Origin of the sequence: Bradyrhizobium sp. 33ap4, assembly GCF_032654765.1 — a bacterium.
GTDB classification, from domain to species: Bacteria; Pseudomonadota; Alphaproteobacteria; order Rhizobiales; family Xanthobacteraceae; genus Bradyrhizobium; species Bradyrhizobium australafricanum.
Window position 1 is genome coordinate 50,073 of sequence record NZ_JAUMTJ010000010.1, and the last position, 23,061, is coordinate 73,133.

Annotated in this window: 17 protein-coding genes; 8 read left to right on the forward strand and 9 right to left on the reverse strand. The window is 65.9% G+C overall.

Annotated elements, in window-relative coordinates:
* Nucleotides 1-16: 16 nt before the first annotated feature.
* The 4 genes from Q2M23_RS10005 to Q2M23_RS10020 all read right to left on the reverse strand — a co-directional run bounded on the left by Q2M23_RS10005 (nucleotide 17) and on the right by Q2M23_RS10020 (nucleotide 5,250).
* The gene (locus tag Q2M23_RS10005; RefSeq protein WP_316395448.1) at nucleotides 17-1,201 is read right to left on the reverse strand and encodes a pyridoxal-phosphate-dependent aminotransferase family protein; all 1,185 of its coding nucleotides are present in this window, start codon (nucleotides 1,199-1,201) and stop codon (nucleotides 17-19) included.
* A gap of 131 nt (nucleotides 1,202-1,332) precedes the next feature.
* Nucleotides 1,333-2,166 (reverse strand): LssY C-terminal domain-containing protein, encoded by an 834-nt coding sequence (locus tag Q2M23_RS10010; protein WP_076834750.1) that lies wholly within the window; start codon nucleotides 2,164-2,166, stop codon nucleotides 1,333-1,335.
* A gap of 158 nt (nucleotides 2,167-2,324) precedes the next feature.
* On the reverse strand, nucleotides 2,325-3,050 hold the full coding sequence (locus Q2M23_RS10015; RefSeq protein ID WP_016845489.1) for a thermonuclease family protein: 726 nt from the start codon (nucleotides 3,048-3,050) through the stop codon (nucleotides 2,325-2,327).
* Nucleotides 3,051-3,522: 472 nt separating this feature from the next.
* Nucleotides 3,523-5,250, reverse strand: a complete 1,728-nt coding sequence (locus Q2M23_RS10020; RefSeq protein ID WP_316395492.1) for a hypothetical protein — start codon at nucleotides 5,248-5,250, stop codon at nucleotides 3,523-3,525.
* A 372-nt stretch (nucleotides 5,251-5,622) separates the two neighbouring features.
* Between Q2M23_RS10020 and Q2M23_RS10025 the strand changes: the two genes are divergently transcribed.
* On the forward strand, nucleotides 5,623-6,474 hold the full coding sequence (locus Q2M23_RS10025; protein ID WP_316395449.1) for a caspase family protein: 852 nt from the start codon (nucleotides 5,623-5,625) through the stop codon (nucleotides 6,472-6,474).
* Between the two features lie 212 nt (nucleotides 6,475-6,686).
* Here the strand turns inward: Q2M23_RS10025 and Q2M23_RS10030 are convergent, their stop codons facing one another.
* From Q2M23_RS10030 to Q2M23_RS10045, 4 genes are all read right to left on the reverse strand, one after another.
* Nucleotides 6,687-7,565: an efflux RND transporter periplasmic adaptor subunit gene (locus tag Q2M23_RS10030; RefSeq protein ID WP_316395450.1), complete on the reverse strand. Its 879-nt coding sequence runs from the start codon at nucleotides 7,563-7,565 to the stop codon at nucleotides 6,687-6,689.
* A 7-nt stretch (nucleotides 7,566-7,572) separates the two neighbouring features.
* A complete protein-coding gene (locus Q2M23_RS10035) occupies nucleotides 7,573-8,466 on the reverse strand; it encodes an alpha/beta fold hydrolase (protein ID WP_316395451.1) in 894 nt (297 codons plus the stop codon).
* Between the two features lie 377 nt (nucleotides 8,467-8,843).
* Complete coding sequence (locus Q2M23_RS10040; protein WP_316395452.1) at nucleotides 8,844-11,282, reverse strand: adenylate/guanylate cyclase domain-containing protein; 2,439 nt, start codon at nucleotides 11,280-11,282, stop codon at nucleotides 8,844-8,846.
* Nucleotides 11,283-11,411: 129 nt separating this feature from the next.
* Nucleotides 11,412-13,463, reverse strand: a complete 2,052-nt coding sequence (locus Q2M23_RS10045) for an AsmA family protein (protein ID WP_316395453.1) — start codon at nucleotides 13,461-13,463, stop codon at nucleotides 11,412-11,414.
* A 211-nt stretch (nucleotides 13,464-13,674) separates the two neighbouring features.
* Here Q2M23_RS10045 and Q2M23_RS10050 point away from each other — a divergent pair, with 211 nt between their 5' ends.
* Nucleotides 13,675-14,349 carry a Crp/Fnr family transcriptional regulator gene (locus tag Q2M23_RS10050; RefSeq protein WP_057021095.1) on the forward strand — a complete coding sequence of 225 codons (675 nt, stop codon included), beginning with the start codon at nucleotides 13,675-13,677 and terminating at the stop codon, nucleotides 14,347-14,349.
* A gap of 244 nt (nucleotides 14,350-14,593) precedes the next feature.
* Here Q2M23_RS10050 and Q2M23_RS10055 read toward each other — a convergent pair whose 3' ends face one another.
* Entirely contained in the window at nucleotides 14,594-15,454 is an 861-nt protein-coding gene (locus Q2M23_RS10055; RefSeq protein WP_028335183.1) for an AraC family transcriptional regulator, read from the reverse strand.
* 185 nt (nucleotides 15,455-15,639) lie between these two features.
* On the opposite strand from Q2M23_RS10055, the gene Q2M23_RS10060 reads away from it, so the two are divergent.
* The 6 genes from Q2M23_RS10060 to Q2M23_RS10085 all read left to right on the forward strand — a co-directional run bounded on the left by Q2M23_RS10060 (nucleotide 15,640) and on the right by Q2M23_RS10085 (nucleotide 22,774).
* Nucleotides 15,640-17,217, forward strand: a complete 1,578-nt coding sequence (locus Q2M23_RS10060; RefSeq protein WP_168859148.1) for an ABC transporter substrate-binding protein — start codon at nucleotides 15,640-15,642, stop codon at nucleotides 17,215-17,217.
* Nucleotides 17,214-18,215 (forward strand): ABC transporter permease, encoded by a 1,002-nt coding sequence (locus Q2M23_RS10065; protein ID WP_168859147.1) that lies wholly within the window; start codon nucleotides 17,214-17,216, stop codon nucleotides 18,213-18,215. Before Q2M23_RS10060 ends, Q2M23_RS10065 begins: the two co-directional genes overlap by 4 nt.
* A complete protein-coding gene (locus Q2M23_RS10070; protein ID WP_057021099.1) occupies nucleotides 18,215-19,048 on the forward strand; it encodes an ABC transporter permease in 834 nt (277 codons plus the stop codon). Before Q2M23_RS10065 ends, Q2M23_RS10070 begins: the two co-directional genes overlap by 1 nt.
* Entirely contained in the window at nucleotides 19,045-20,733 is a 1,689-nt protein-coding gene (locus Q2M23_RS10075) for an ABC transporter ATP-binding protein (protein WP_316395454.1), read from the forward strand. Before Q2M23_RS10070 ends, Q2M23_RS10075 begins: the two co-directional genes overlap by 4 nt.
* Entirely contained in the window at nucleotides 20,730-22,031 is a 1,302-nt protein-coding gene (locus tag Q2M23_RS10080; RefSeq protein ID WP_316395455.1) for an ArgE/DapE family deacylase, read from the forward strand. Before Q2M23_RS10075 ends, Q2M23_RS10080 begins: the two co-directional genes overlap by 4 nt.
* Before the next feature lie 107 nt (nucleotides 22,032-22,138).
* On the forward strand, nucleotides 22,139-22,774 hold the full coding sequence (locus tag Q2M23_RS10085; protein ID WP_076834761.1) for a pyridoxamine 5'-phosphate oxidase family protein: 636 nt from the start codon (nucleotides 22,139-22,141) through the stop codon (nucleotides 22,772-22,774).
* The last annotated feature ends 287 nt before the right edge of the window (nucleotides 22,775-23,061 follow it).

Here is a 23,061-nt window from a genome sequence, read left to right on the forward strand (position 1 = left end):
CTCAGACCGCCTCGGCCTACGCCTTCACGTTCTCGCCGAGCCACTGGATGGCCGCGTCGGCGCCGGCCTTGCCGTGCGGGATGTTCAGCGCTGTCAGCGCGACCTCGACGACGCCGAGGGTGCCGAGGATCATCGGGGCGTTGACGTGGCCCATATGCGCGATGCGGAAGGCCTGGCCCTGCAAATCGCCGATGCCGGTGCCGAGCACCACGCCGCATTTCTCCTTGGCGTAGCGCTGGATCGCGGCGGGGTCGGCGCCCTTCACGGTCACCGTCGTCACGGTGTTGGAACGCTCGGCGGGCTCAGTGATGTTGAAGCCGAGCACCTGTCCTTCGCCCCAGACCGCGACCGCGCGGCGCACCGCTTCACCGAGCAGCCGATGCCGCAGATGCGCATTCTCCAGGCCTTCGGCGTGCAGCATGTTGATCGCCTCGCGCAGCGCGAACAGCAGATGCACCGGCGCGGTGCCGGCATATTTGCGGTAGTGCTCGCTGCCCTCGCGCTCGGTCCAGTCCCAATAGGGCGTGCGCAGATCGGCCTTCTTGTGGGCGTCCCAGGCGCGGTCATTGGCGGCGACGAAGCCGAGGCCGGGCGGCGTCATCAGGCCCTTCTGCGAGCCACTCATCGCGACGTCGACATACCATTTGTCCATCTCGAACGGCATGCAGCCGAGCGAGGCCACGGTGTCGACCATGAACAATGCAGGATGGCCGGCGGCCTTGATCGCCCTGCCGATCGCCTCGATGTCGTTATAGGCGCCGGACGCGGTGTCGACCTGCACCACGAGGATCGCCTTGATCGTGTGCTCCTTGTCGCGCCGCAGCCGCTCCTCGACCTCGGCCGGACGGATCGCGCGGCGCCAGTCGCCCTTCAGCACTTCGACCTCGGCGCCCATCGCGGCCGCAGCCTGGCCCCAGCCGATCGCGAAACGCCCGCTCTCCAGCACCAGCACCTTGTCGCCGCGCGACAGCACGTTGGAGAGCGTCGCCTCCCAGGCGCCGTGGCCGTTGGAGATGTAGATGTAGGACTTGCCCTGGGTGACGAACAGCTTCGAGAGGTCGCGCAGCAGGCTCTCAGTCAGTTCGACCATCTCGTTGGAGTAGATGTCGAGCGCCGGGCGGTGCATTGCCTGCAGCACCTGATCGGGCATCGTGGTGGGCCCGGGGATGGCCAGAAATTCCCGGCCCGCGCGAACGGTCATCGTCCTGTTCCTTTTGGATAAAGCGCGCAAATTATGCGTGTGAGGGGTCAAGCGCGGAGACTATTCCATCGCGGCTTCGATTGCGAGCAGGACGAAGCAATCCAGCGTTTCCAAAACCGCGGGACACAATGCTATTTGCCGATCGATTCGACGACCGCGCGCCAGATCTGGTCCTTCAACTCGGTCGCGGCGGGGCTCGGGAGCTGCTCGACGGTGCCGTTGTTCTTGCGGCAGGCCTCGACCAGCCGCAGCACCCAGATTTCGCCGTCGGTGTAATAGGGATCGCCGCCGCCATTGCGGCCGTTGAAGGTCGGGCCGATGCCGGTGACCTGATATTTCGCGGTGACCATGCCGGCGGACTCGAGGTCAGTGGCGAGCAGCGCGCGTTCGGCGTCGAGGTCGGCCGCGATGTGATGCGTCACCGCGCCGGTGTAGTGGCTGACGCCGACGCTGCGGTCGAGCGTCGCAGCGCCCAGCCACACCGGACGTTTCTCCTCGCCCTGGTCGAGCACCCTCCAGAACCGGACATGGTTGCGGCGGTCCGCGCTCGATCCGACCGGCCGCTCGAAGGCGAGATCCTCGCGGCGGTCGAGATAGAACAGGTTGCTCACCGGCGCATCCTTGTAGGGACGATCGAGCAGCACGCTGCCCACGATCTCGATCGAGGATTTCAGCGTCACCGGATCGGCCGGAAACCAGCCGGCCTCGTGCATCGCGCAGACCACATCCTTGGTGTCGCCGATCAGCCCGACATTCATCGGATCGCCGGGAATGCCCTGCGCGGTGCGCGTCACCATCGGCAGATTGGCGAGGCCCTTCTGATGCTCGTAATGCGTCCACAGTGCCGGCAGCAGCAGATAGGCTGCGATCAGGTAGATCGCCAGGACGAGCAGCAATGCCATCTGCGCTTGCCTGAGGCGGCTGCGCCGGCGCACGGAAGGCGGATCGATCTCGACATCGGTCATGCCGTGGTCCTTCACCTCTCCCGCTTGCGGGGGTCGAGACGAGCGAAGCTCGCTCTTAGGTCGGATTGCATCGAAGATGCAATCCGGATGGGGGCTTTCTCCTCATAAAGAGCGTCGCAAGCGGCGCCGATGAGGCTACAACTCAATCGCACTTCCGACTAGCGCCGCGTCTCGCGGCAGCCGGCGGCCTCGGCTTCCTCGACCGAGCAGAACCAGCGCGTGCCCTTGCTGATCTTCATTTCGATCTTGGCGTACCAGCGGCTGGTCCGCTGATGAAAGATGCATTCGCCGGAGCGGTTGACGTTGCCCTTGATGGTGCAGTCGGGTGACGGCGCCACCGGGCCGGAGGCCGAGGCGAGCAGGATCGCGTTGGCGCCGTCGGGCGGCTTCACCGCGCCGAGCACGGTGGTCTTCTTGTTGCGCACCCGCCAGTCCCACGGCGCGATGAAGGCGCCCTGCCACATCCCGGCTTTTGCCTCACGCGCGGCCTTCTCGTCGGCTTCGTAGTCATGCGAGGCGCGGGTGTAGGCCAGCGCCCAGCCGCTCGCGACCAGCCATTTCTGGATGTCCTCGCCGTCGACCTCGCAGCGCGCGATGGTGCGGCCGCGACGATCGACCGAGCGGGCGTGGCAGGTCCAGCTCTTGCTGCCGGCATGCTTGATCAGCTCGTCGCGCGCCGCGACGCCGCAGGTCCAGCGCTCGCCTTTGGTGTTGAGGCAGAGCTGGTCGGTCGACGGCGCGTCGACGCCTGCGAGCCGGATGCGGACGCTGCCGATCATGAGCTGGTCGCCGTCGCGGATCTTCGGCACGCCGGTGATGTCGGCGGCGACAGCCAGCGTCGGCAGCGAGAGCAGCAGGCCCGCGGTGAGCAGCGTCTTGAACATCGGCGTTCCCGGCCAGGTTCTTATCGTTCAAATGGCTTTTAGCGTGCAGTGGTCAGTGCCCAACGATTGTGCGGGCAATTGGGCAACCGTGCCAGTGCTGTTGCGTTTCCGCCAGTTTCAACTTCGCGTCATCCCCGATGTCCGCCATCCTCCCCTGGAGGGGGAGGATCGGGTCGCATGAAGCGCAGCGCAATGCGAGCCGAGGTGGGGTGAAGGTCTGTCCACTTGAGCAGTGCCCGTGTTGAGAGATCACCCCACCCCATATCGCATCTTGCTTCGCGCGACGCGATACGACCCTCCCCCTCCAGGGGAGGGTGAAGTCCCGCAGCCCGGATGAGTAGAGCGCAGCGTCATCGGGTATCAACGAGGCGTTGGTCTTTATCCGTAGCCCGGATGAAGCTCCGCGCAATCCGGGAATCTTTGTCGGCGGGCAACACCCCGGATTACGCTGCGCTCCATCCGGGTTACGAAACTACACCGCGGCCATTCGTCGCTTCGCCAGCGCCAGCGCCATCAGCACGAACGCCGAGGTCACCTCCGGCCCGCCGACCAGGATGCGGGTCGGCGTCTTCATCTTATTCCACTCATAGGCCCGGTAGGGCCCCTTGCGGCCGCCCTCGCCGAGGCCCTGCACGATGCAGTGCAGCGCCGGCGTGAAGGTCGAGATCTCGGCGCCGAGATGCGCCAGCGCCATCAGCGCCAGCGCGGCGTCGAACGGGTTCATGTCGTGGGCGATCAGCTCGTGCGTGACATAGCCGAGCACGCGGGCGCGGATCAGCGCGAACACGTTGCCGGGATCGATGATGCGTTGCGCCGCCAGCGGCAGCGCGACGAAGGCGGCATAGCAGCGGCCGAAATAGGCCGAATAGAGTTCGGGCAGATAATAGATGTGCGAGCGCGGATTTTTGAACGCGCCGCTTTCGACCAGATTTTTCTGGAAGGCGATGACGCGATGCACGGTCTCCAGCCGCTGCGGCGTCTCGATGATCTGCCAGCGGGCGAGGTTGCGGAACGAGACCTCGAGGATGTCGAGGTTCAGCGTCGGATCGAGGTCGTTGCCATAGGGCCGCTCGCCGGCGAGATTGTCGATCCAGGTGACGACGCCGCCCTCGTAATCAAGATGATCGTTGAGCGGCACGGTGACGCGCGGCTCGTTGGCGCCCGATCGCACCTGGTAGCCGCGGTAGAAGTCGAGCAGCGGCTGCTGCAGGATCGGGTCGTCGGAGCCGGCCTGGGTCGCGGCCGAGAACGAGCACGCCGTGGTGTCGCAGTCCGGCACATAGATGCCGAAGCCGAGATCCTGCTTGATCTGGGCGAAGAAGCGCGAGAAGCGCGGATGCCGGCCCGGCGCCAGCGCGGTGATGACCTTCACCGTCGAGCCGTCATGCGACGGCACCTCCTCGGCGCTGGTCTTGAGGCAGAAGTCCACCATGTCGGCGATCGCGCGCCGCGCGGTAACAGCTTCATCCGGCGAGGCAAGCCCGGTCTCGACGAAGCCGAGCAGCGCCTCGGTGAAGAAGGCGTCGTAATAGGCCGAGCGGTGGCGGATCTGCACCGGCTCCCACATCGGCTCGGCGATGCCGCGCCAGGCCGGGTTGATCAGCGCGCGCGCCGGCGAATGCGCGATGAAGATCCGCGCCAGATTGAACAGCAAGGTCGAGTTCTTGTAGCCGCGCGCGTTCAGCCCGGTCAGCGCCATCAGCAGCTCGCGCCCGCCGACGTCGGGGTCGCCGATCAGGTTGAAGGCGGCATAGGTCGGGATGAAGCCGTTCCTGCCGAACGAGCGCAACAGATGCGCGCCGGTCAGGCGGATCACGCGGTCGATCTCGGCGATCTCCGGCGGGCGGCCAGGTGCGGTCGCGGCGGGCGGTGCCGGATGGCGCACACCGATACCGTCCATCAATACTGCGACGGGCGTGCCGATCGCGGCCCAGTCCGGCGTCTCGACGTCGCGCGCCGCGGTGAGCGCCGCGCGCAGGCCGGAGAGGCGGTCGGGATCGTTGAGCGCGGGCAGGCCGGTGCGGCGGAGCAGCGCGCGCAGCGGCGGATTGCCGAGCGCGGTCCGGTAGAATTTTCCGAGATGGGCATCGCCGCCGCGATAGGCCTGCAGCACGGGGTCGCAGACATCGTACAGCGACGGGCCGTCCTTCTTGACAGTCAGCGACCGGCACACCGCGCCTGCGATCTCGTGAAGGCCCAAGAAGCTCAAACAATCCCCTTTCCCGAGGAACCGGTTAACGCCGCCGCCCGACGGAGTTTCCTGTCGCTCTGCCCCAAACTCGCAAGCCTTTGGAAAGCTACATGAATCCCTGAAGAATACAAATGTGACAGAGATCACGTAACGGGATCTTAACGGCGTCAATGGCCTCTGCCGGGCGGCGGCATGCGGCAATTCGGGTTGCCCCGAGCGGCCGTCCGGGTTAAAGGAGCGTTTGTTGCGGCGCCGCAAATTGAGTTCAATTCAACGGCACACACACCTCAACCCCATTAAACCTGAACGTCTTTGACGCGACTAACTGGCGCGATCTTCGCTTGAGCGCCATCGGGATAAGAATTGGGACTTAGGAACGCTATGGACCTTAGGCAGCTTCGCATTTCCCGCCGCACCATCGCCGTCTGCGTGGCGGTGGCCGGCACGGTGTCGCTGGCGATTGGCGCCCATGCCGCGCTCAACAAGCGCACCCTCGATGTCGCTAAGGGTGGCGACAAGATCGCCCCCACCGAGCTGACCGGCAGCATTCCGGCAGGCACGTCCCGCCTCGCGCTGATCATCGGCAACGGCCATTATCCGGACGCCGCGGCGCCGCTGGCCCAGCCGATCAACGATGCCCGCACCCTGTCGTCGGCGCTGCGCCGCGAGGGCTTTGACGTCGACGTGGTCGAGGATGCGACCAAGGACGACATGTTCCGCGCGGTCGAGCGCATGAAGGCCAAGATCCGCCCCGACACCGTCGTGATGCTGTTCTTCGGCGGCTACGGCGTGCAGGTCGGCCGCGAGAGCTACATGATCCCGGTCGATGCCACGATCTGGAAGGAAGTCGACGTCAAGCGCACCGGCGTCAGCGTCGAGTCCGTGCTCGATGCGATGAAGGAGCGCGGCGCCAAGGCCAAGCTCGTCGTGCTCGACGCCTCGCGCCGCAATCCCTATGAGCGCCGCTTCCGCGCGTTCTCGCACGGCCTCGCCCCGATCAGCCCGCCGGAGAACACCATCGTGCTGAGCTCGGCAACGCCGGGCAAGGTCGCCGACGATAGCAAGGCGCCGAACAGCGTGCTGGTCTCCGAGCTGCTCAACAACCTCAACGCCCAGGCCGGCGCCGAAAGCGCCTTCAACAAGACCCGCGTCGCGATCTCGCGCGCCAGCGAAGGCGAGCAGGTGCCGAGCGTGTCGTCCTCGCTGCTGGAAGACATCAAGCTCGGCGGCTGAGCCCGACTCTTTCCCCACGTCGTCCCGGCGAAAGCCGGGACCCATAACCATAGCGCCGCATTGTTGAAGTGCACTGTGGCTACAGCTCTTCAGACAATTCACATTGGTGGTTATGGGTCCCGGGTCGCGCGGAGCCTGTCATCGGGCGGCGCTTTGCGCCGACCCGTTGGCTTGCCCGGGACGACACTGTCAGTGTGGCGTCGCCTACACCCCTATTTCGCATCCGCACTCGCACCCACCGGCCGCACCGGATCGCCCTCGCGCAGCAGTGCGCCGGCGCGGGCGACGACGATGTCGCCTTCCTGGATGCCGTCGCGGATCTCGACCTGGCCCGCCGACATCAATCCGGTCTCCACCCGCCGCGTCTCGACGCGGCCGCCGCGCACCACCTGCACCACGGTGCCGGCGGTGGAATAGAGGATCGCGGTCAGCGGCACCGCGACGCCGCAGCTCTGCCCGGTCTTGATCTGGGCGCGGCCGGACGAATTCACCAGCAGCCGCTTGTTCGCGCCGATGCCGATGAACACCTGGCCGAGCTGGCTGTTCGGCTCGACCGTCGGCGCGATCCGCCGCACCTTGCCATCGAGATCGCCGGCGCCGAGGACCTTGAGCTGCGCCGTCTGCTCGGTCTTCAGCTTGGCGATGTCGCGGGTCGGCACCATGCCGACCAGATCGTACTCGCTCTTGGCGATGATCGAGAACAGCGCGTCCTTGCCCGAGGCCGGGCTGCCTACAATCGCCGACGACGCGGAGATCGTGCCCGCCACCGGCGCCGTGACGTTGACCGAGTTGGCCCCATCGGTCAGCTTCGCAAGCACTTGGCCGGCGGTGACGGTGTCGCCGGGATCGACCATCACCTCCGCCACCTTCAAGCCGAAGCGCTCGGGCCGGATCTGCTGCTCATCGCGCGGCAGCACGATGCCCGAGACCTCGACGATATTGCCGAAGCAGAATTTCGAGGCCTTCAGCACAGTCACCGCCGCGCCCTTCGGCACGGCGTCGGCCTCGCCCGCGGCAAGCGTGGGAGAGGCCGCGAGCACGAGCAGCGCGGAGGCGGCAAGGGCTGGGGCGCGCGTGCGAGGCAAAATCATTGGCAAACTATTCCCAAAATGAGGGCCTCCTGAATACCAGATGCCGCCGGGCCGAACCAGCCGCCTGCGCTGCCTCGGCCGGCCCCGCATCCGCCGCCAGCTCCAGCTTCGCCAACTCCTGGGCGCGCCAGATATGCCGCAGGATCTCCGGGTTGACCCGATCGGCATGCGTCACCGGCAGCATGTGGCCGGCACCCGGCAGATGCCGCAGCTCGGCGCCATCGATCAGCGCGGCGAGTTTGGCGACAATACGCTGCGTCACACAGGGCGACAGCCCGCCCGAGATCAGCAGCGTCGGCACCTTCAAGGCACGCGCGGCTTCCGCCACGGCGTCGAGGTCGAGCGCGGCGCTGAAATCGCAAGGCAGCTTGTCGGCCTGCTCGATCATCCGCAGCCGCCCGCTCGGCGAGAACTGCTCGCGCGGCCCGGAGCCGGCCCAGAACGCGGTGAACGCCTCGACCGCCTCCATCACGGCGCCATCGACAATATCCCTTGAGACGATCTGCGCGATCCGCGCGAAGCGGTCGTACAGCCGCGCATCGGCAGGCGTGTCTCTGAGCAACGTAGGCAGGACGGGCTCGATCAGCGTAAGGCTGCGGATGTACTGCGCATAAGGCGTTGCCGTCGCCAGCCGAAACGCGATCGCCCCGCCATAGGAATGCCCGATCAGATGGAACGGCCCGTCGGCCCTGGTGAGCCAGGGCTCGAGCCGCGCAATCTCGCCATCCAGCGTCCGCGGCCAGTCGCGCCCGACGGCGGCAACGCCATAGCCGGAAATATCCGGCGCCATGAACCGGTCGCCGCCGAGCGCGGCCGCAAGCTTGGTCCATTGCCGTCCCGACCCCAGCGAGCAATGCAGCGCCACCACCGACGCCGTGTGCGTCCCATCCAAACCCGTCATCAAACCCATCCTGCTTGTTCTTGTTATCGCCGGACGCGCGTTCGCACGCGCCCGTCATGACGCGAGCGATGCGGGGGAGGGGTTATTCCTGGGACGGGTGGGAGGTGGTGGTGATCGTGATTGCGGAGGCAGTCAGATTCACCGGATGTTGATTTGAGGCTCGTGGCAATCGGCGCCCGGCCTTCCCTGCGCCCTCTCCTGTGTGAGGCTGGATTGATCGCATGACTCGGGCGCGATCGCGTCGCGAGGATGCGGGCGTGTGCTTCTCCCCTCGGGTCTATCCCTTGGCTGTTTGATAGTTGAATCAGAAACGGGGCCGCATATTCAGTGTCGTCCCGGCTTTCGCCGGGACGACGTGGGAGGGAGCCGTGTCTTGCCTATTCCGCCGCCGCTTCCGCTGATGGCTCGCCCTTCCAGCTCAGGATCTCCGCCGCCAGGATGGGATGATTGAATCCCTTCAGCACGAGGTCATCGATGGCGCGACCTTCGACGAAGGGCTCGACCATGCCGTAGACGCGGCGGCTTACCACGATCTGGCCGGCCTTGGCCTCGCCGCACAGGCGGGAGGCGAGGTTGGTGACGCTGCCGATCGCGGCATATTCCAGCCGCTGCTCGAAGCCGACCTGGCCGAGCGTGGCATAGCCGAGCGCAATGCCGATGCCGAAGCCGAGACTGTGCCCGCGGTTGCGCCACTTCTCGGTCAGCGGGCCGACCGTGTCGCGCATCTCCACCGCCATCTTCACGGCGCGCGCAGTGTGGTCCGCGAGCTGGATCGGCGCGTTGAACAGGATCATCACGCCGTCGCCGGCATATTTGTCGAGGGTGCCTTCATACTTGAAGATCAGCTTGCCGAGCGCGGCGTGATATTCGCGCAGCACGTTCATCGCCTCTTCCGGCTCGGTTGCCTCGGTGAAGGCGGTGAAGCCGCGCAGATCGCAGAACACCACGGTGACCTCGCGGCGGTGGCTGTCGAGCAGGCCCTCGGGATTGTCCGACGAGGCGATCAGCTGCGCCACCTGCGGCGCCAGGAAGCGCTCGAGCCGGCGGACGCGCTCGAGCTCGCCGAGCTGGGTCTCGACCCGCTGCTCCAGCGACTTGTTCCAGTCCTTGAGCGCTTCGGTCTGCTCGCGCAACTTGTCGGCCTGCTCGCGCACGGTGGCGTTGGCCTCTTCCAGCGCGTGGCTCTTCTGGTCCACCTCGGTGAACAGCCGCGCATTGCGCATCGCCAGCACCGCCTGGTGCGCAAAGGTCTTCATCAGGCCGATCAGGCTCGCCGGGAAGTCGCCGGCCGCCTTGCGCAGCACCACCAGCGCGCCGAGCACGCCCTGCTGATCGACCAGCGGCACCACGAGCACCGAGTGGAAGCCGGCGCCGACCACGACATCGCGCAGCGGATGATTTGGCTGGTCGGTGAGATCCGGGAACGCCAGCGGCTCGCCCTTCGCGGCGGCTTCGCCGAGCGGGCTGCTGTTCGCCGCATCGATCGCGCGATGATGGCCTTCGGTCGCAGCGTCGATGCCGATCGATTGCGTCAGGTTAAAGCTGCGTTGCGCGGCGTCATAGCCATAGATCAGCACGGCGTCGGCATGGGTGATCTCGAGCGCGCGGGCGCCGACCGTCGGCAGCACCGCATTGAGGTCGAGCGAGGACGCCACCGCGCGGCCGACCTCCTCCAGCACCTTCAGCTCGTTGATCGATTGCGCGAGGTCGCGGGTGCGCTCCTTCACCTTGGCCTCGAGGTCGGAATAGGTCTCGGCAAGCTGGGTGGCCATGCTGTTGAACTGGCCGGCGAGCTCCTCCAGCTCATCGGATGTCTTCACCTCGATGCGATGGCCGAAATCGCCGGCGCCGAGGCGCCGCGCGCCGGTGCGCAGCGCGGTGATCGGCTCCAGCATGCGGCGCGCCAGGATCGTGCCGGCGATGATCGCGACCACGAGGCCGAGCGCGATCAGAAGCGCGATGCGCACCAGCTGGTCGCGGATCGGCGACAGCGCCTGCGCGGTCGGCTGCTCATAGAACACGTGCCAGCCGAGGTTCGGCGCGGCCGTTGCTGTCGTCAGCACCGCGTTGCCGTCGACAACCTCGCCGGAGACGATCGGCCTGCCGCTAGGCGACAGCACCGCGGCGACCTGCGGCAGCGCGGCGAGGTCCTTGCCGACCTCCGGACCCTTCGACGAGCTCGCCAGCACGCGGCCCTTGCCGTCGACGACATAGGCATGAGCGAGGCGGCCGACCTGGGAGTCGCCGAAATAGTCATTGAGGAAGCGCAGGTCGATCTCGGCCATGGTGACGCCGGCATTGAAGCCGGAATGCTGCTCGCCGATCGACATGAACGGCCGCCCGTCGCGAAAATACGCCGGCGCGTAGGCGGTGCCGCGGGCGATGGTCTCGGTGAATCTGACATCGCGGGAGAAGTCGGCGTTGGAGTTCACGGTGGTGGTCTGGCGCGACAGCCGCAGCAGCTCGCGGCCCTGGCCGCTGATCAGGCTGAGCTGACTCACCGCCGGCACCTGGCCGAGCAACTGCGCGTAGTCGGCGCGGCGCAGCTCGATCGTGTTGGAGGAGGCGCGGGTGACCCAGGAGATTTGCCGCTCGAGGTCGGAGATCGCCTGCTCGATGCGCTTGGCGGTGGCGTCCGCCTTCTCGCTCATCGCGTCCGTCAGCGTGCCCTTGATGCCGCGGTAGCTGATCCAGGTCTCGAGCGCGCCGTTGACCGCCAGCACGAACACGACGAGGCCAACCAGCGCGAGGACATATTTGGCGAACAGGCCGCCGCGCAGGAACCAGTTCTTGCCCTTGTCCGTAGCCGCGTTCATCCAGCCTCGTCCGGCCCCCAATCGGGTGCGCCGCATGATCCGCCGCTATTTAGCACGGATCGGCGGGGCGGGGCCGCCGCTCGGGCCGCATGGTTATCCCTTCATATCGGCGGGGGATATCCGGGAATATCAGCGATTGAACAGCTGACGCAGCACGTCCTTCATCGCCGGACTGTCGTGCTGCTCGGCGGTCTCGCCGGGCGGAGGGGGCGGTGGCGGCGGGGCCTGGTCGGGGGCCGGCGGCGCGGGCTGGCTCAGGTCGCGGCTCGGGCGCGATGCGTTGCTCTGGTTGAGGGTGGAAAGGCCCTGCTGCAGCAAATTGCCGATGGTGTCGCCAAGCCGCCCGCCGAGCGGGTTGCTCTGGCCGGCGCCGCCGCCCTGGCCGCTGCTGCCGGGCTGCGCGCCGCCGCCCTGCACGCCGTTGAGCAGATTGGTCAGCCCGTTGATGCCCTGACTCAGCCCTTGGCCGTTCGCCCCGAACAGGCCCTTGCCCATCTCCTTGAGCTTGGCATAGGCCGCCTGCGGATTGTCGAGCATGCCCTGCATCTCCGGATAGATCCGCGGCGATACCCAGGGTCCCTCAAGCATCACGGGGATGCCGAGGCCGACCGGATTGCCGGCGCGGCCCTGGCCTTCGGTGGTCATCACGAGCTGCGGCTCGACGCGGAACCCGATCTGGCGGGTGTTGAGGTCGATGGTGCCGACCCCGGTCATCTTCACCAGCGGGCCGATCAGGTTGAGATCAGTGGTGACGGCTTGGCCCTTGTCGACCTTGAACGAGGCCGAGAGCTGGCTGAGATCGGTCGACAGCTCTTGGCTCTCCTGCCAGCCCGACAACGTGCTGGTGGTGAGGTTGCGGATCATCTGCGCCACGTTGAGGCCGAGGATCTTGCCGTCCTGGAACACGACGAAGGCGGTGCCGGCGAGATTGCCGACGATGGCGCGCTCGCTGCTGCCTTGCGAGGTCAGCGCGATCTTGGCCTGCATCTTGCCGTCGAGCTTGTCGAACTCGGCGAGGCTCTTCAGCACCGGCAGCGCGCGCGCGCCGGCGAGGTCGAGCCGCAGCGCGTAGGTTGGATTCGGAGCTCGCGCGTCGATGGTGACGTCGCCATCGGCGGTGCCCTCATAGGCGCCGAGACTGGCGAACCGGCCCTTCAGCACGCCGCTGTCGATGGACGCATCGATTGCCGCCTGCGTGAAGCGGCCGTCGCCGATCACGAGCTCCGCCGCCGAGATGCGCGCCTGTGCGTCGACATAGTTGAGCCCGGCAAGATCGACCGACGCGTTGCTCCACGTATTCGTACCCAGCGGCTGCGTGGAGCCGGCCTGCCCCGGCGGCATCGCGATCGCAATGTGCTGGAAGTCGAGATCGAGCTTCACCAGCGGCTTGTTGCTGGCGAAATCGACCGAGGCCCAGCCGGTGAAGCCGCCGTCGCCGAGCGTGCCGGAGACGCCGTTGAACATCACCACCGTGCCGTTCAGCCGCGCTTCCGCATTCGCCTTGATCGCCGCGGGCAACAGGCCGGGCGCATCGATGCTGAATTCGGCCGGCACGCTCTGACGCTCCAGCGGTGCTTGCGGCGCGGTGGCGCGGATCTCGAATTTCAGCGGCTTGTCGTCGGCGCGTGCGTCACCCGTGACGACGATCTTGCGGTCGTCGCCGATGGTCGCGTCCGCATCGAGCGTCTCGATCCGGCTCTCGATCCGGTCGCGCACATTGGCGAAGACGATGGTACCGCCGCTGACGCTGACATGCCGGATCGTGATGCCGCCGCCGTCGGACGCGGAGGATTTCGCCGGCGGATTGTGGTCGCGGGTGCGCTCGCGCTGCAGCGGCAGGTTGATCACCGGCTTGACGATCGAAAGGTCGGTGATGTCGGGTCGGCCCGACCACAGGCTCGACAGCGTCATCTCGGCCTCGACGCTGCTTGCCGCGAACCGGTTGTTGACGTCGCGTCCGCGCGGGTCCTGCAGCACGACGTCGCTCAGCGTCAGATTGATCTTCGGCCAAAGGCCGATCTTGGCGCCGCCCTTGATGGTGAGCTTGTAGCCGGTCTCGCGCTCGACCCGATCGGTGATGGTCGATGTGAGGAACGAGGACGGGATCCCGACCACGGCCACCAATGCGATGATCACGATCACGGCAGCGATGGCGGCCCCGGCGAATTTCAGTGCTCTCATGTCGCTGTTCCAGGCCGGGCAAGCGGGGTTCCGTTGCAGAAAGTCGCGGCCGATCAAACGAGTTTATCCCGCAAGCAGGATCTGGCTCCAATGACCGGAAAAATAATCCGTTACCGCATGAACTTATGTGACCTCTCCCACACTCTTATGAGGGTGATTTTTGCTAACCGGGCGTCAGGGGACTGCTCGGAAGGATTTGGAAGGCAGTACAATGAGCAAACAGGCCGAATTTGCGGTCATTCTGAAGATGAATCCGATGTTCGCCGATCTCGGTGCGGACGAGTTGCAGCGGCTTTCCGGCCTCTGCCACACCCAGCAACTCGCGACCGGTGAGGTGCTGTTCCAGAAAGGCGATCCCGGCGATGCCCTGTTTGGGGTCCGCCGCGGCCAGATTCGGATCGAGACCGGTGCTTCCGACGGCAGCCGGCTCACACTGAACTTCATGGGATCCGGCGACCTGTTCGGCGAAGTCGCCGTGCTCGACGGTCAGGACCGCACCGCGGATGCGACCGCGGGCGAGCCCAGCGAACTATTCGTGTTGCGGCGGCAGGATTTCCTCGGCTTCCTCGAGCGCGAGCCGAAGGTTGCGGTCAGGCTGATCGAATTGCTGTGCCAGCGAATTCGTTGGCAGAGCGAGCGGATGGAAGAATCCGTGCTGCAGCCTTTGCCGGTCCGCCTCGCACGGCGGCTGTGCGCGCTGGCCGAGGATTTCGGTTCCGAGGTGCACATCTCGCAGGAACAGCTCGGCATCTTCGTCGGCGCCGCGCGCGAAAGCGTCAACCGGCAGCTGCAGACCTGGCGCAAGGACGGCATCGTCGACCTGCAACGCGGCCGGATCATGCTGCACAACATGACCAAGCTGACCGCGGTCGCCCGCAACGACTAGAGCGGACTGCATGCAACGCGCGCGGGAAGATTCAATTCTCTCGCGTGCTTTGCTTGCGGATGTTGACGCACTCCTGCCTAAAAGACGTGCTTGCATGATGAGGCCGGTACCGCTTTCATCCGGCCGCCGGTCCTTGGGGTGACACCCAGCCTTGCTGGCCTCACGCCATCCACCTGCAAACCCCTGCGGTCTCTCCCGTTGACCGCAGGGGTTTTGCATTTCGATAGATGCGTGACGCGAGCGCCTACCGCATCACCACTTCGGGATCGGCCCAGCGCAGATACTGGCGCGGCGCGGCGCCGAGCTCGCGCTTGAACATCGCGGCGAAAGCGCTCGGACTTTCATAGCCGACGTCGAGCGCAACGCAGGTGACGGCCTCGCCGGCGCCGAGCCGCGCCAGCGCTTCGAGCAGCCGCACCCGCTGGCGCCAGGCCGCAAAGCTCTGGCCGGTCTCACGCCGGAACAGACGCGTCAGCGTCCGCCGGCTGAGCTGGCAGCGATCGGCCCATTCGTCGAGCGTGAGATCGGAACTCGGATCGACCAGCACGGCTTCGCAGATCGCGGCGAGCCGCGGATCGGGCGGCACCTGCACATGCAGCGACACTTCCGGCATCCTGCCGATCTCGTCGAGCAGGAAATCGACCAGCCTGCCGTCGCGCCCTTCCGGATCGTAACGGGTCGGCATGTGCACCGCTTCTTCCATCAACGCCTCGACCAGCGCGGAGACTTTGATCAGGCGGCATGTCGCCGGAGCATTCCTGATGCGGTCAGGCGTGACATAGATGGTCTGGATCTCGACCTCGCCCCATGCCCGCGACTGGTGCGCGACGCCGGCCGGAATCCACAGGCCGTGGCCGGGCGGCACGACGAAATGGCCGCGCTCGGTCATCATCGAGGTCACGCCCGCGGTCTGCAGGATGAATTGATCGCGTCGGTGCGCGTGCCGCGCGCTGGTGCTTTCGTTCGGATAGGAGGCCGCCATCGCCGCGAGCGGCCGTTCGACCTGTTGCAGCTGTCCGGCATAGTGCGCGGCGGCTGCGGGACCCGATTGCTTGCGGCAAACGCGCAAGCCGGTGGTGTCATTTCGTCGCGCTGCGACTTTCAAGTGTCGTGAGCTCCTGATCGATCGTCGTTTTCGCAGGGTGCTCATGCATCTTCCGGGCCACTTGGCCCGATCGCGATGGTTGTTGTCCCCCTTCAGGTAGCGCGGGATATGGCGTTTGGCAACAATGCCTCACCCCGCGGCATTCGCCGAAATCGAATGTGCGAGCGCGGAGACGGAGAGGTCCGATGAACAGACGCGAATTCACCAAGGCAATGCTGGCCTGCGGTGCAGCCATCCCGTTCGGCATCACGCGGGCGGCGGGCCAGACCCGCGGTGGGACGCTCAACACCATCATCCAGCCCGAGCCGCCGGTCCTGGTGACCGCGCTGAACCAGCAGCAGCCGACCTTGACGCTCGGCGGCAAGATTTACGAAGGCCTGCTGAAATACGGCGCCGATCTCAAGCCGATGCCGGGCATGGCGCAGTCCTGGGAGATCTCGCCCGACGGCCTGACCTATACGTTCAAGCTGTTTCCGGGCATCACCTTCCACGACGGCAAGCCGATGACCTCGGAGGACGTGGTCTTCAGCTGCATGAAGCTGCTGGTGGAGACGCATCCGCGCGCACGGCAAAATTTCGCCCGCGTGGCGTCGGCGGAGGCGCCCGATCCGCTCACCGTCGTGTTCAAATTGAAGCAGCCGTTCGCGCCCTTCATCGGCTGCTTCGATTGCACGTCTGCACCGATCGTACCCAAGCACATCTATGACGGCACCGACTACCGCAAGAACCCGGAGAACGACAAGGCGATCGGCACCGGCCCCTTCAAGCTGAAGGAATGGGTGCGCGGCTCGCATGTTCATCTCGTCCGCCACGACGGCTACTATCAGAAGGACCAGCCCTATCTCGACGAGATCGTCTACCGCGTGATTCCGGATGCGGCCTCGCGCGCGCTGGCGCTCGAGAACGGCACGGTGCAGCTCGTGCAATGGTCCGACGTCGAATTCTATGACGTGCAGCGCTTCAAGGCGCAGAAGAACCTCGAATTCACCACCAGGGGCTACGAGTATTTCGCGCCGCATCAGTGGCTCGAAATGAACAACCGCATCGCGCCGATGAACGACAAGCGGTTCCGGCAGGCGGTGATGCACCTGATCGATCGCGAGGCGTTCAGCAAGCGGGTCTATTTCGGCAATGCCAAGGTGGCGACCGGGCCGATCTCCTCGAAGACGCGGTTCTACGATCCGAACGTGAAGCGCTACGAGTTCTCGGTCGACAAGGCCAAGGCCCTGCTCGACGACATGGGATTGAAGCCTGGCGCCAACGGCAAGCGGGCCGAGATCAAGTACATCGTGCCGCCCTATGGCGAAGTCTATCAGCGCTCCGGTGAGTTCTTCCGCCAGAGCTTCGCGCGGGTCGGCATCGATCTCGTGCTTGTCGGCACCGACATGGCGGGCTGGGCCGAAAAGGTCGGCAACTGGGACTATGAGATGACCCAGAATCTGCTCTACCAGCTCGGCGATCCCGCGCTCGGCGTTGCCCGCACCTACGTCTCGTCGAACATCAAGAAGGGCATCCTGTTCTCCAACACGCAGGGCTATTCGAATCCCGAAGTCGACAAATTGTTCGAGGAGGCCGCGGTGACGCTCGACGAGGCCAAGCGCCAGGAGCTCTACAGCAAGGTCCAGCAGATCCTGGTCGAGGATGTGCCGGTGGCCTGGACGCTCGAGATCGAATATCCCATCATCTACGACAAGGCGTTCAAGAACATCGTGACGACGGGCATCGGCTCGCACGAAACCTTCGGGTCGGTCTACAAATCGTGACCCGGCTCGGCAGCGCCGCGGCGATCGGACTTCAGGCGGTCAGCCGCATCGCCCAGCTCGTCGCCGTGATCCTCGTCATCGCGACGTTCAACTTCGTGCTGGTGCGCGCCGCGCCCGGCGATCCGGCCCAGGTCATGGCCGGGCAATCCGGCGCGTCCGATCCAAAACTGCTCGACGACCTGCGCAAGGAATATGGCCTCGACAAGCCATATTTCGTGCAGCTCGTGAGCCACCTCGGCCGCGTCATCAGGCTCGACCTCGGCTATTCCTATCGCCAGCGTCGTCCGGTCGTTGATCTGATCCTCGAACGGCTGCCGGCGACGCTGCTGCTGACCGTCACGGCGTTTTGCCTCGCGCTCCTGATCGGCACCGCGCTCGGCGCGCTGGCCGGGCTCGCGGCCGGCAGCGTGCTCGACACGGTGTTCACCGTGCTCTCGCTCGTGCTCTACGCGACGCCGGTGTTCTGGCTCGGCCTGATGCTGGTGCTGGTGTTCTCGGTGACGCTCGGCTGGTTGCCGCCGTTCGGTTACGAGACCATCAACGTCCAGCTCTCGCCGGTCGAGCATGCGCTCGACATCATGAAACACATGATCATGCCGGTCACGTCGCTGGCGGCGATCTATCTGGCGATCTATGCGCGGCTGATGCGATCCTCGATCATCGAGGTCGCGCAGCAGGATTTCATCAAGACCGCGCGCGCCAAGGGCTTGTCCGGAACGCGCATCGTGGTCGGCCACATGCTGCGCAATGCGCTGGTGCCGGTCGTCACCGTCGCCGGCATGCAGGCCGGCGCGCTGGTCGGCGGCGCTGTGGTGATCGAGACGGTGTTTGCCTGGCCGGGCCTTGGCCGCTTGACCTTCGAGGCACTGTTGCAGCGCGACTATCCGGTCCTGCTCGGCATCTTCCTGATCCTCTCGATCGTCGTGATCGCGCTCAACCTGCTCACCGACCTGGTCTACCGGTTGATTGATCCCCGCATGACCACGGGAGCGGCGTGATGGACACGGTGCGCGCCTTCCTGCGTCATCCGAGCGGAATGATCGGCCTCGTCCTGCTGCTCGTCGTTGTTGTCGTCGCGATCGTTGCGCCGATCGCGTTTCCGGTCTCGCCCTGGGAGATGGTCGGCGCGCCGTTCACGCCGCCCGGCGAGGACGGATTATGGCTCGGCGGCGATACGCTCGGCCGCGACGTCGCCGCCGGCGTCGCCTATGGCGCACGCGTGTCGCTCCTGATCGGCATCGCCTCAGCGCTCGCGGCGATGGCGATCGGCGTCGTGATCGGCGCGATCTCAGGCTATTTCGGCGGCAAGGTCGATCTGGTGCTGATGCGGATGACGGAATTGTTCCAGACCATTCCAGCCTTCGTGCTGGCCATCCTGCTGGTCGCGACCTTCAATCCGTCGCTGCTCACGATCATCCTGACCATCGGCGCGGTGAGCTGGCCGCCGCTGGCGCGGCTCACGCGCGCCGAATTCCTCCGTCTGCGGCACCGCGAATTCGTCGAGGCCGCGCTGTGCCAGGGCGAACGCACCTGGCGCATCGTGCTCGGCCATATCCTGCCGAACGCGATCTCGCCGATCCTGGTGGTGACGTCGCTGACGGTTGCCACTGCGATCCTGCTGGAAAGCGCGCTGTCCTTCATGGGGCTCGGCGATCCCAATCTGATGTCGTGGGGCTTCATGATCGGCGCGGGCCGCACCGTGATCCGGAACGCGTGGTGGATGAGCGTGTTTCCCGGCCTCGCCATCCTCGTCACCGTGCTGGCGATCAACCTGTTCGGCGAGGGACTGTCTGATGTCCTCAACCCGCGCGTCTCGAGGCGCCGCTCATGAGCGAAGCCATGCAGTCCGGTGCGCCTGTTCTTGCCGTCGATGGTCTCTCGATCGCGCTCCCCGAGGGCGGTGATCGGCCCTTCGCGGTCGAGAACGTCTCCTTTGAGATCAAGCCAAACGAAGTGGTTTGCCTGGTCGGTGAGTCCGGCTCCGGCAAGTCGATGATCGCGCATGCGGTGCTGTCGCTGTTGCCGCGGGGCGTCGACATCGCGTCCGGCGCCGTGGCGGTCGCAGGGCAGGATCCGTCGAAGCTCGACGGCCGCGCTCTCCGCAAGCTGCGCGGCGGCAACGCCGCGATGATCTTTCAGGAGCCGTTGTCTTCGCTCAATCCGCTGAAGCGCGTCGGCAGGCAGATCGAGGAGATGATCCTGGCGCACCAGCGGCCTGCGCCCTCGGCGACCGAACTCCGCGAGCGGGTGCTGACGCTGCTGACCCAGGTCGGACTGCCGAATCCGCAGCTGCTGGAAAAGAGCTACCCGTTTGAGCTTTCCGGTGGCCAGCGCCAGCGCGTGATGATCGCGATGGCGATGGCCAACCGCCCCGAGCTCCTGATCGCAGACGAGCCGACGACCGCGCTCGATGTCACGACCCAGCGCCAGATCCTGCGCCTGATTGACGATCTCCGGCGCGAGCGCGGCATGGGCGTGCTGCTGATCACCCATGATTTCGGCGTTGTCGCCGACGTTGCCGATCGCGTCGTGGTGCTGCGCCATGGCAAGGTGGTCGAGCAGGGCACGGCCAGCGAGGTGCTTCGCAATCCGCAGGCCGCCTACACGCGCGAACTGATCGACGCGGTTCCGAAGGCGCGCCTCGCCGACATCCACGAGGCCATCCTGCGTCCCGAGCCGCTGCTCGAGGTCATCGGCCTGCAAAAGACCTTTCGGGTCAAGCGCGGCTGGCTGCAGCCGCCACGCGAGGTGACCGCCGCTGATGGCATCTCACTGACGCTGCACGAGGGCGAGACGCTTGCGGTGGTCGGTGAATCCGGTTCCGGCAAGTCGACGCTCGGGCGCATGATCATGCGGCTCACCGAACCTGACGCCGGCGCCATCCGCTTTGGCGGCGCGGATCTCCGGCAGCTGCGCGGCGAGGCGTTGCGCCAGGCGCGGCGCCAGCTCCAGATCGTGTTCCAGGATCCGTTTGCCAGTCTCGATCCGCGCCAGAAGGTCGGCGATGCCATCGCGCGCGGACCGATGGCCTATGAGACGTCGCGGGCCGAGGCGATGGCCCAGGCGAACAAGCTCCTGGTGCGGGTCGGCCTGTCGGCGACCGCCGCCGATCGCTACCCGCACGAGTTCTCGGGCGGCCAGCGCCAGCGCATCTGCATCGCGCGGGCGCTGGCGCTGAAGCCGCGGGTTCTGATCGCCGACGAGGCGGTGTCGGCGCTGGACGTCTCGGTGCAGGCCCAGGTGCTGGCGCTGCTCGCCGAGCTGCGCCAGGAGATGCGGCTTGCGATGATCTTCATTACACACGATTTGCGGATCGCCGCCGAGATCGCCGACCGCGTCATCGTCCTGCAAAAGGGGCGTATCGTCGAGGAAGGCACCACCGCCGAAGTGTTCACCGCGCCGCGCCAGGCCTACACTCGCGATCTGCTCGACGCGGTTCCCGGGCGCGATTTCTTCGACCAGCCGGGCTTTGCGGCCGTGGCCGTTACACGCCCCACAGCAAGGATCAATTCATGACCGACAGCCGTTCAGTTCCCCTTCCGGCCGGCGCGCGCGAGCGCATCGAGGCGGCTGTCGACGCCGCCTTCGAGCAGCAGCTCGCGACCACGATCGCCTTCTCGTCGATTCCCAGCACGCGCGGCCAGGAAGGTCCGTGCCAGGACATGTTCGCGAAGCTGCTGCGCGAGCGCGGCTATGAGGTCGACGACTGGGTCATCAATCAGGACGAGCTGAAGACCTTGCCCGGCTACGGACCGGTCGAGACCGATTTTTCCCGCGCGCGGACCGTCGTCGGCACCTATCGGCCGGCGCGCGAGGAGGGGCGTTCGCTGATCCTTCAGGGGCATTGCGACGTGGTGCCGGTCGGGCCGCTCGACATGTGGGAGCGGCCGCCGTTCCAGCCGGTGGTCGAGGACGGCTGGCTCTATGGCCGCGGCACCGGCGACATGAAGTCGGGCACCATTGCCGCGCTCTACGCGCTCGATGCGGTGAAGGCCGCGGGCTTTGCGCCGAAGGGCCGCATCCATCTGCAATCCGTGATCGAGGAGGAGAGCACCGGTCTCGGCGCGCTCTCGACGTTGCAGCGAGGTTACCGTGCCGATGCCTGCCTGCTGCCGGAGCCGACCGAGGAACGGCTGATGCGAGCCCAGGTCGGCGTGATCTGGTTTCGCCTGAAGGTTCGCGGAATCCCGGTCCATGTTGCGCGCGCCGGCACCGGCTCCAACGCTATCCGCGCCGCCTATCATCTGATCGGCCATCTCGACACGCTCGAGGCGGAGTGGAACGAACGTGCCAAGTCGCATCGCCATTTCGGCGCGGTGCATCACCCGCTCAACTTCAATCCCGGCATCATCAAGGGCGGCGATTGGGCCTCCAGCGTGCCGGCGTGGTGCGACGTCGATTGCCGGATCGGAATCCTGCCGGGATGGAAAATCGCCGACTGCCAGGCCGAGATCGTCGAGTGCGTGACCAAGGCTGCCAGGGCCCATCCGTTCCTCGCCAACAATCCGCCAGAGATCGTCTGGTCCGGCTTCCTGTCGCCGGGCTATGAAGCGACCGAGGTGCAGGAGAGCGAGGCGGTCCTCGGCTCGGTCTACGAGCATGTGTTCGGGCGCAAGCTGACGGATTTTCCCTCGACCGCGCTGACGGATGCGCGCTTCTATGGCCTGGATTATGGTGTTCCCGCATTCTGCTTCGGCGCCAGGATGGAGAACGCGCACGGCTTCAATGAACGGGTCCAGCTCGATTCGCTGAAGAAGGTGACCAAGGCCTACGCCCTCTTCGTCGCGAGCTGGTGCGGGATCGACGCGGTATAGAGCATGATCCGGAAAAGTGCGAAGCGGTGTTCCCTCGCGACAAACGCGGAGCGTTTGCGCGGAGATCATGCTCAACGAATTGAGACAAACCAAACGGGAGGTTCGCTATGGGTGACCAGAGTGCGGGCGGCAAGCCGCCGGTCAAATCGCACGAGGATCTTCGTGCGCATTTCGGGCAATTGAGCCCGCTCGCCGAGAAAAAGGTGCTCTATCATCTCGACAAGTTCTGCCGCGACTTCATCGCGCTGTCGCCGTTCCTCGTCATCGCTTCCAGCGACGGCAAGGGTCATGCCGACGCCAGCCCGCGCGGCGATGCGCCGGGCTTCGTCTCCGTGCTCGACGACAAGACGCTGCTGATCCCGGATCGGCGCGGCAACAACCGGGTCGATACGTTCGGCAATATCATCGCGTCGCCCGGGATCGGGCTGATCTTCATGGTGCCCGGCATCAACGAAACGCTGCGCGTCAACGGGCGGGCCGAAATCTCGCAGGAGGCGGATCTGTTGACGCCGCTGACGGTGCAGAACGTCACGCCGATCATCGGGCTCAAGGTGCATGTCGATGAGACCTACTTCCACTGCGGCAAGGCACTAATGCGCTCGAAGCTCTGGAATCCCGCCGCGCAAGTCGAGCGCCACAGCTTTCCGACGCTCGGCCGGATCATCGCCGAGCAGACCGCCGCGATCGAGGTCGAAGTCGCCGAGAAGGCGATGGAAGAGGCCTATCGGACGCGGCTGTATTAGAACTTGAGATCACCCGCATGCGCAGGCGATGACACCGCCTGGTGTAACGCCCTGAATCGATATCCTTCCTTACCGTCGTCCCTGCGAAAGCAGGGACCCATAACCACAGCTGCCAATCGTTGGGCGATGCTGGAACGACGAGTCGCTGCAACAAGGTCCGCCGCGGCGTATGGGTCCCTGCTCCCGTGCGCAATTGCGCACCAGGCAGGGACGACGTGTTGGAGGAGTCGTAGACTCACACCACGATTTCGGAATAATGGAAAAATATCGCTGATTTGCCCGACGTG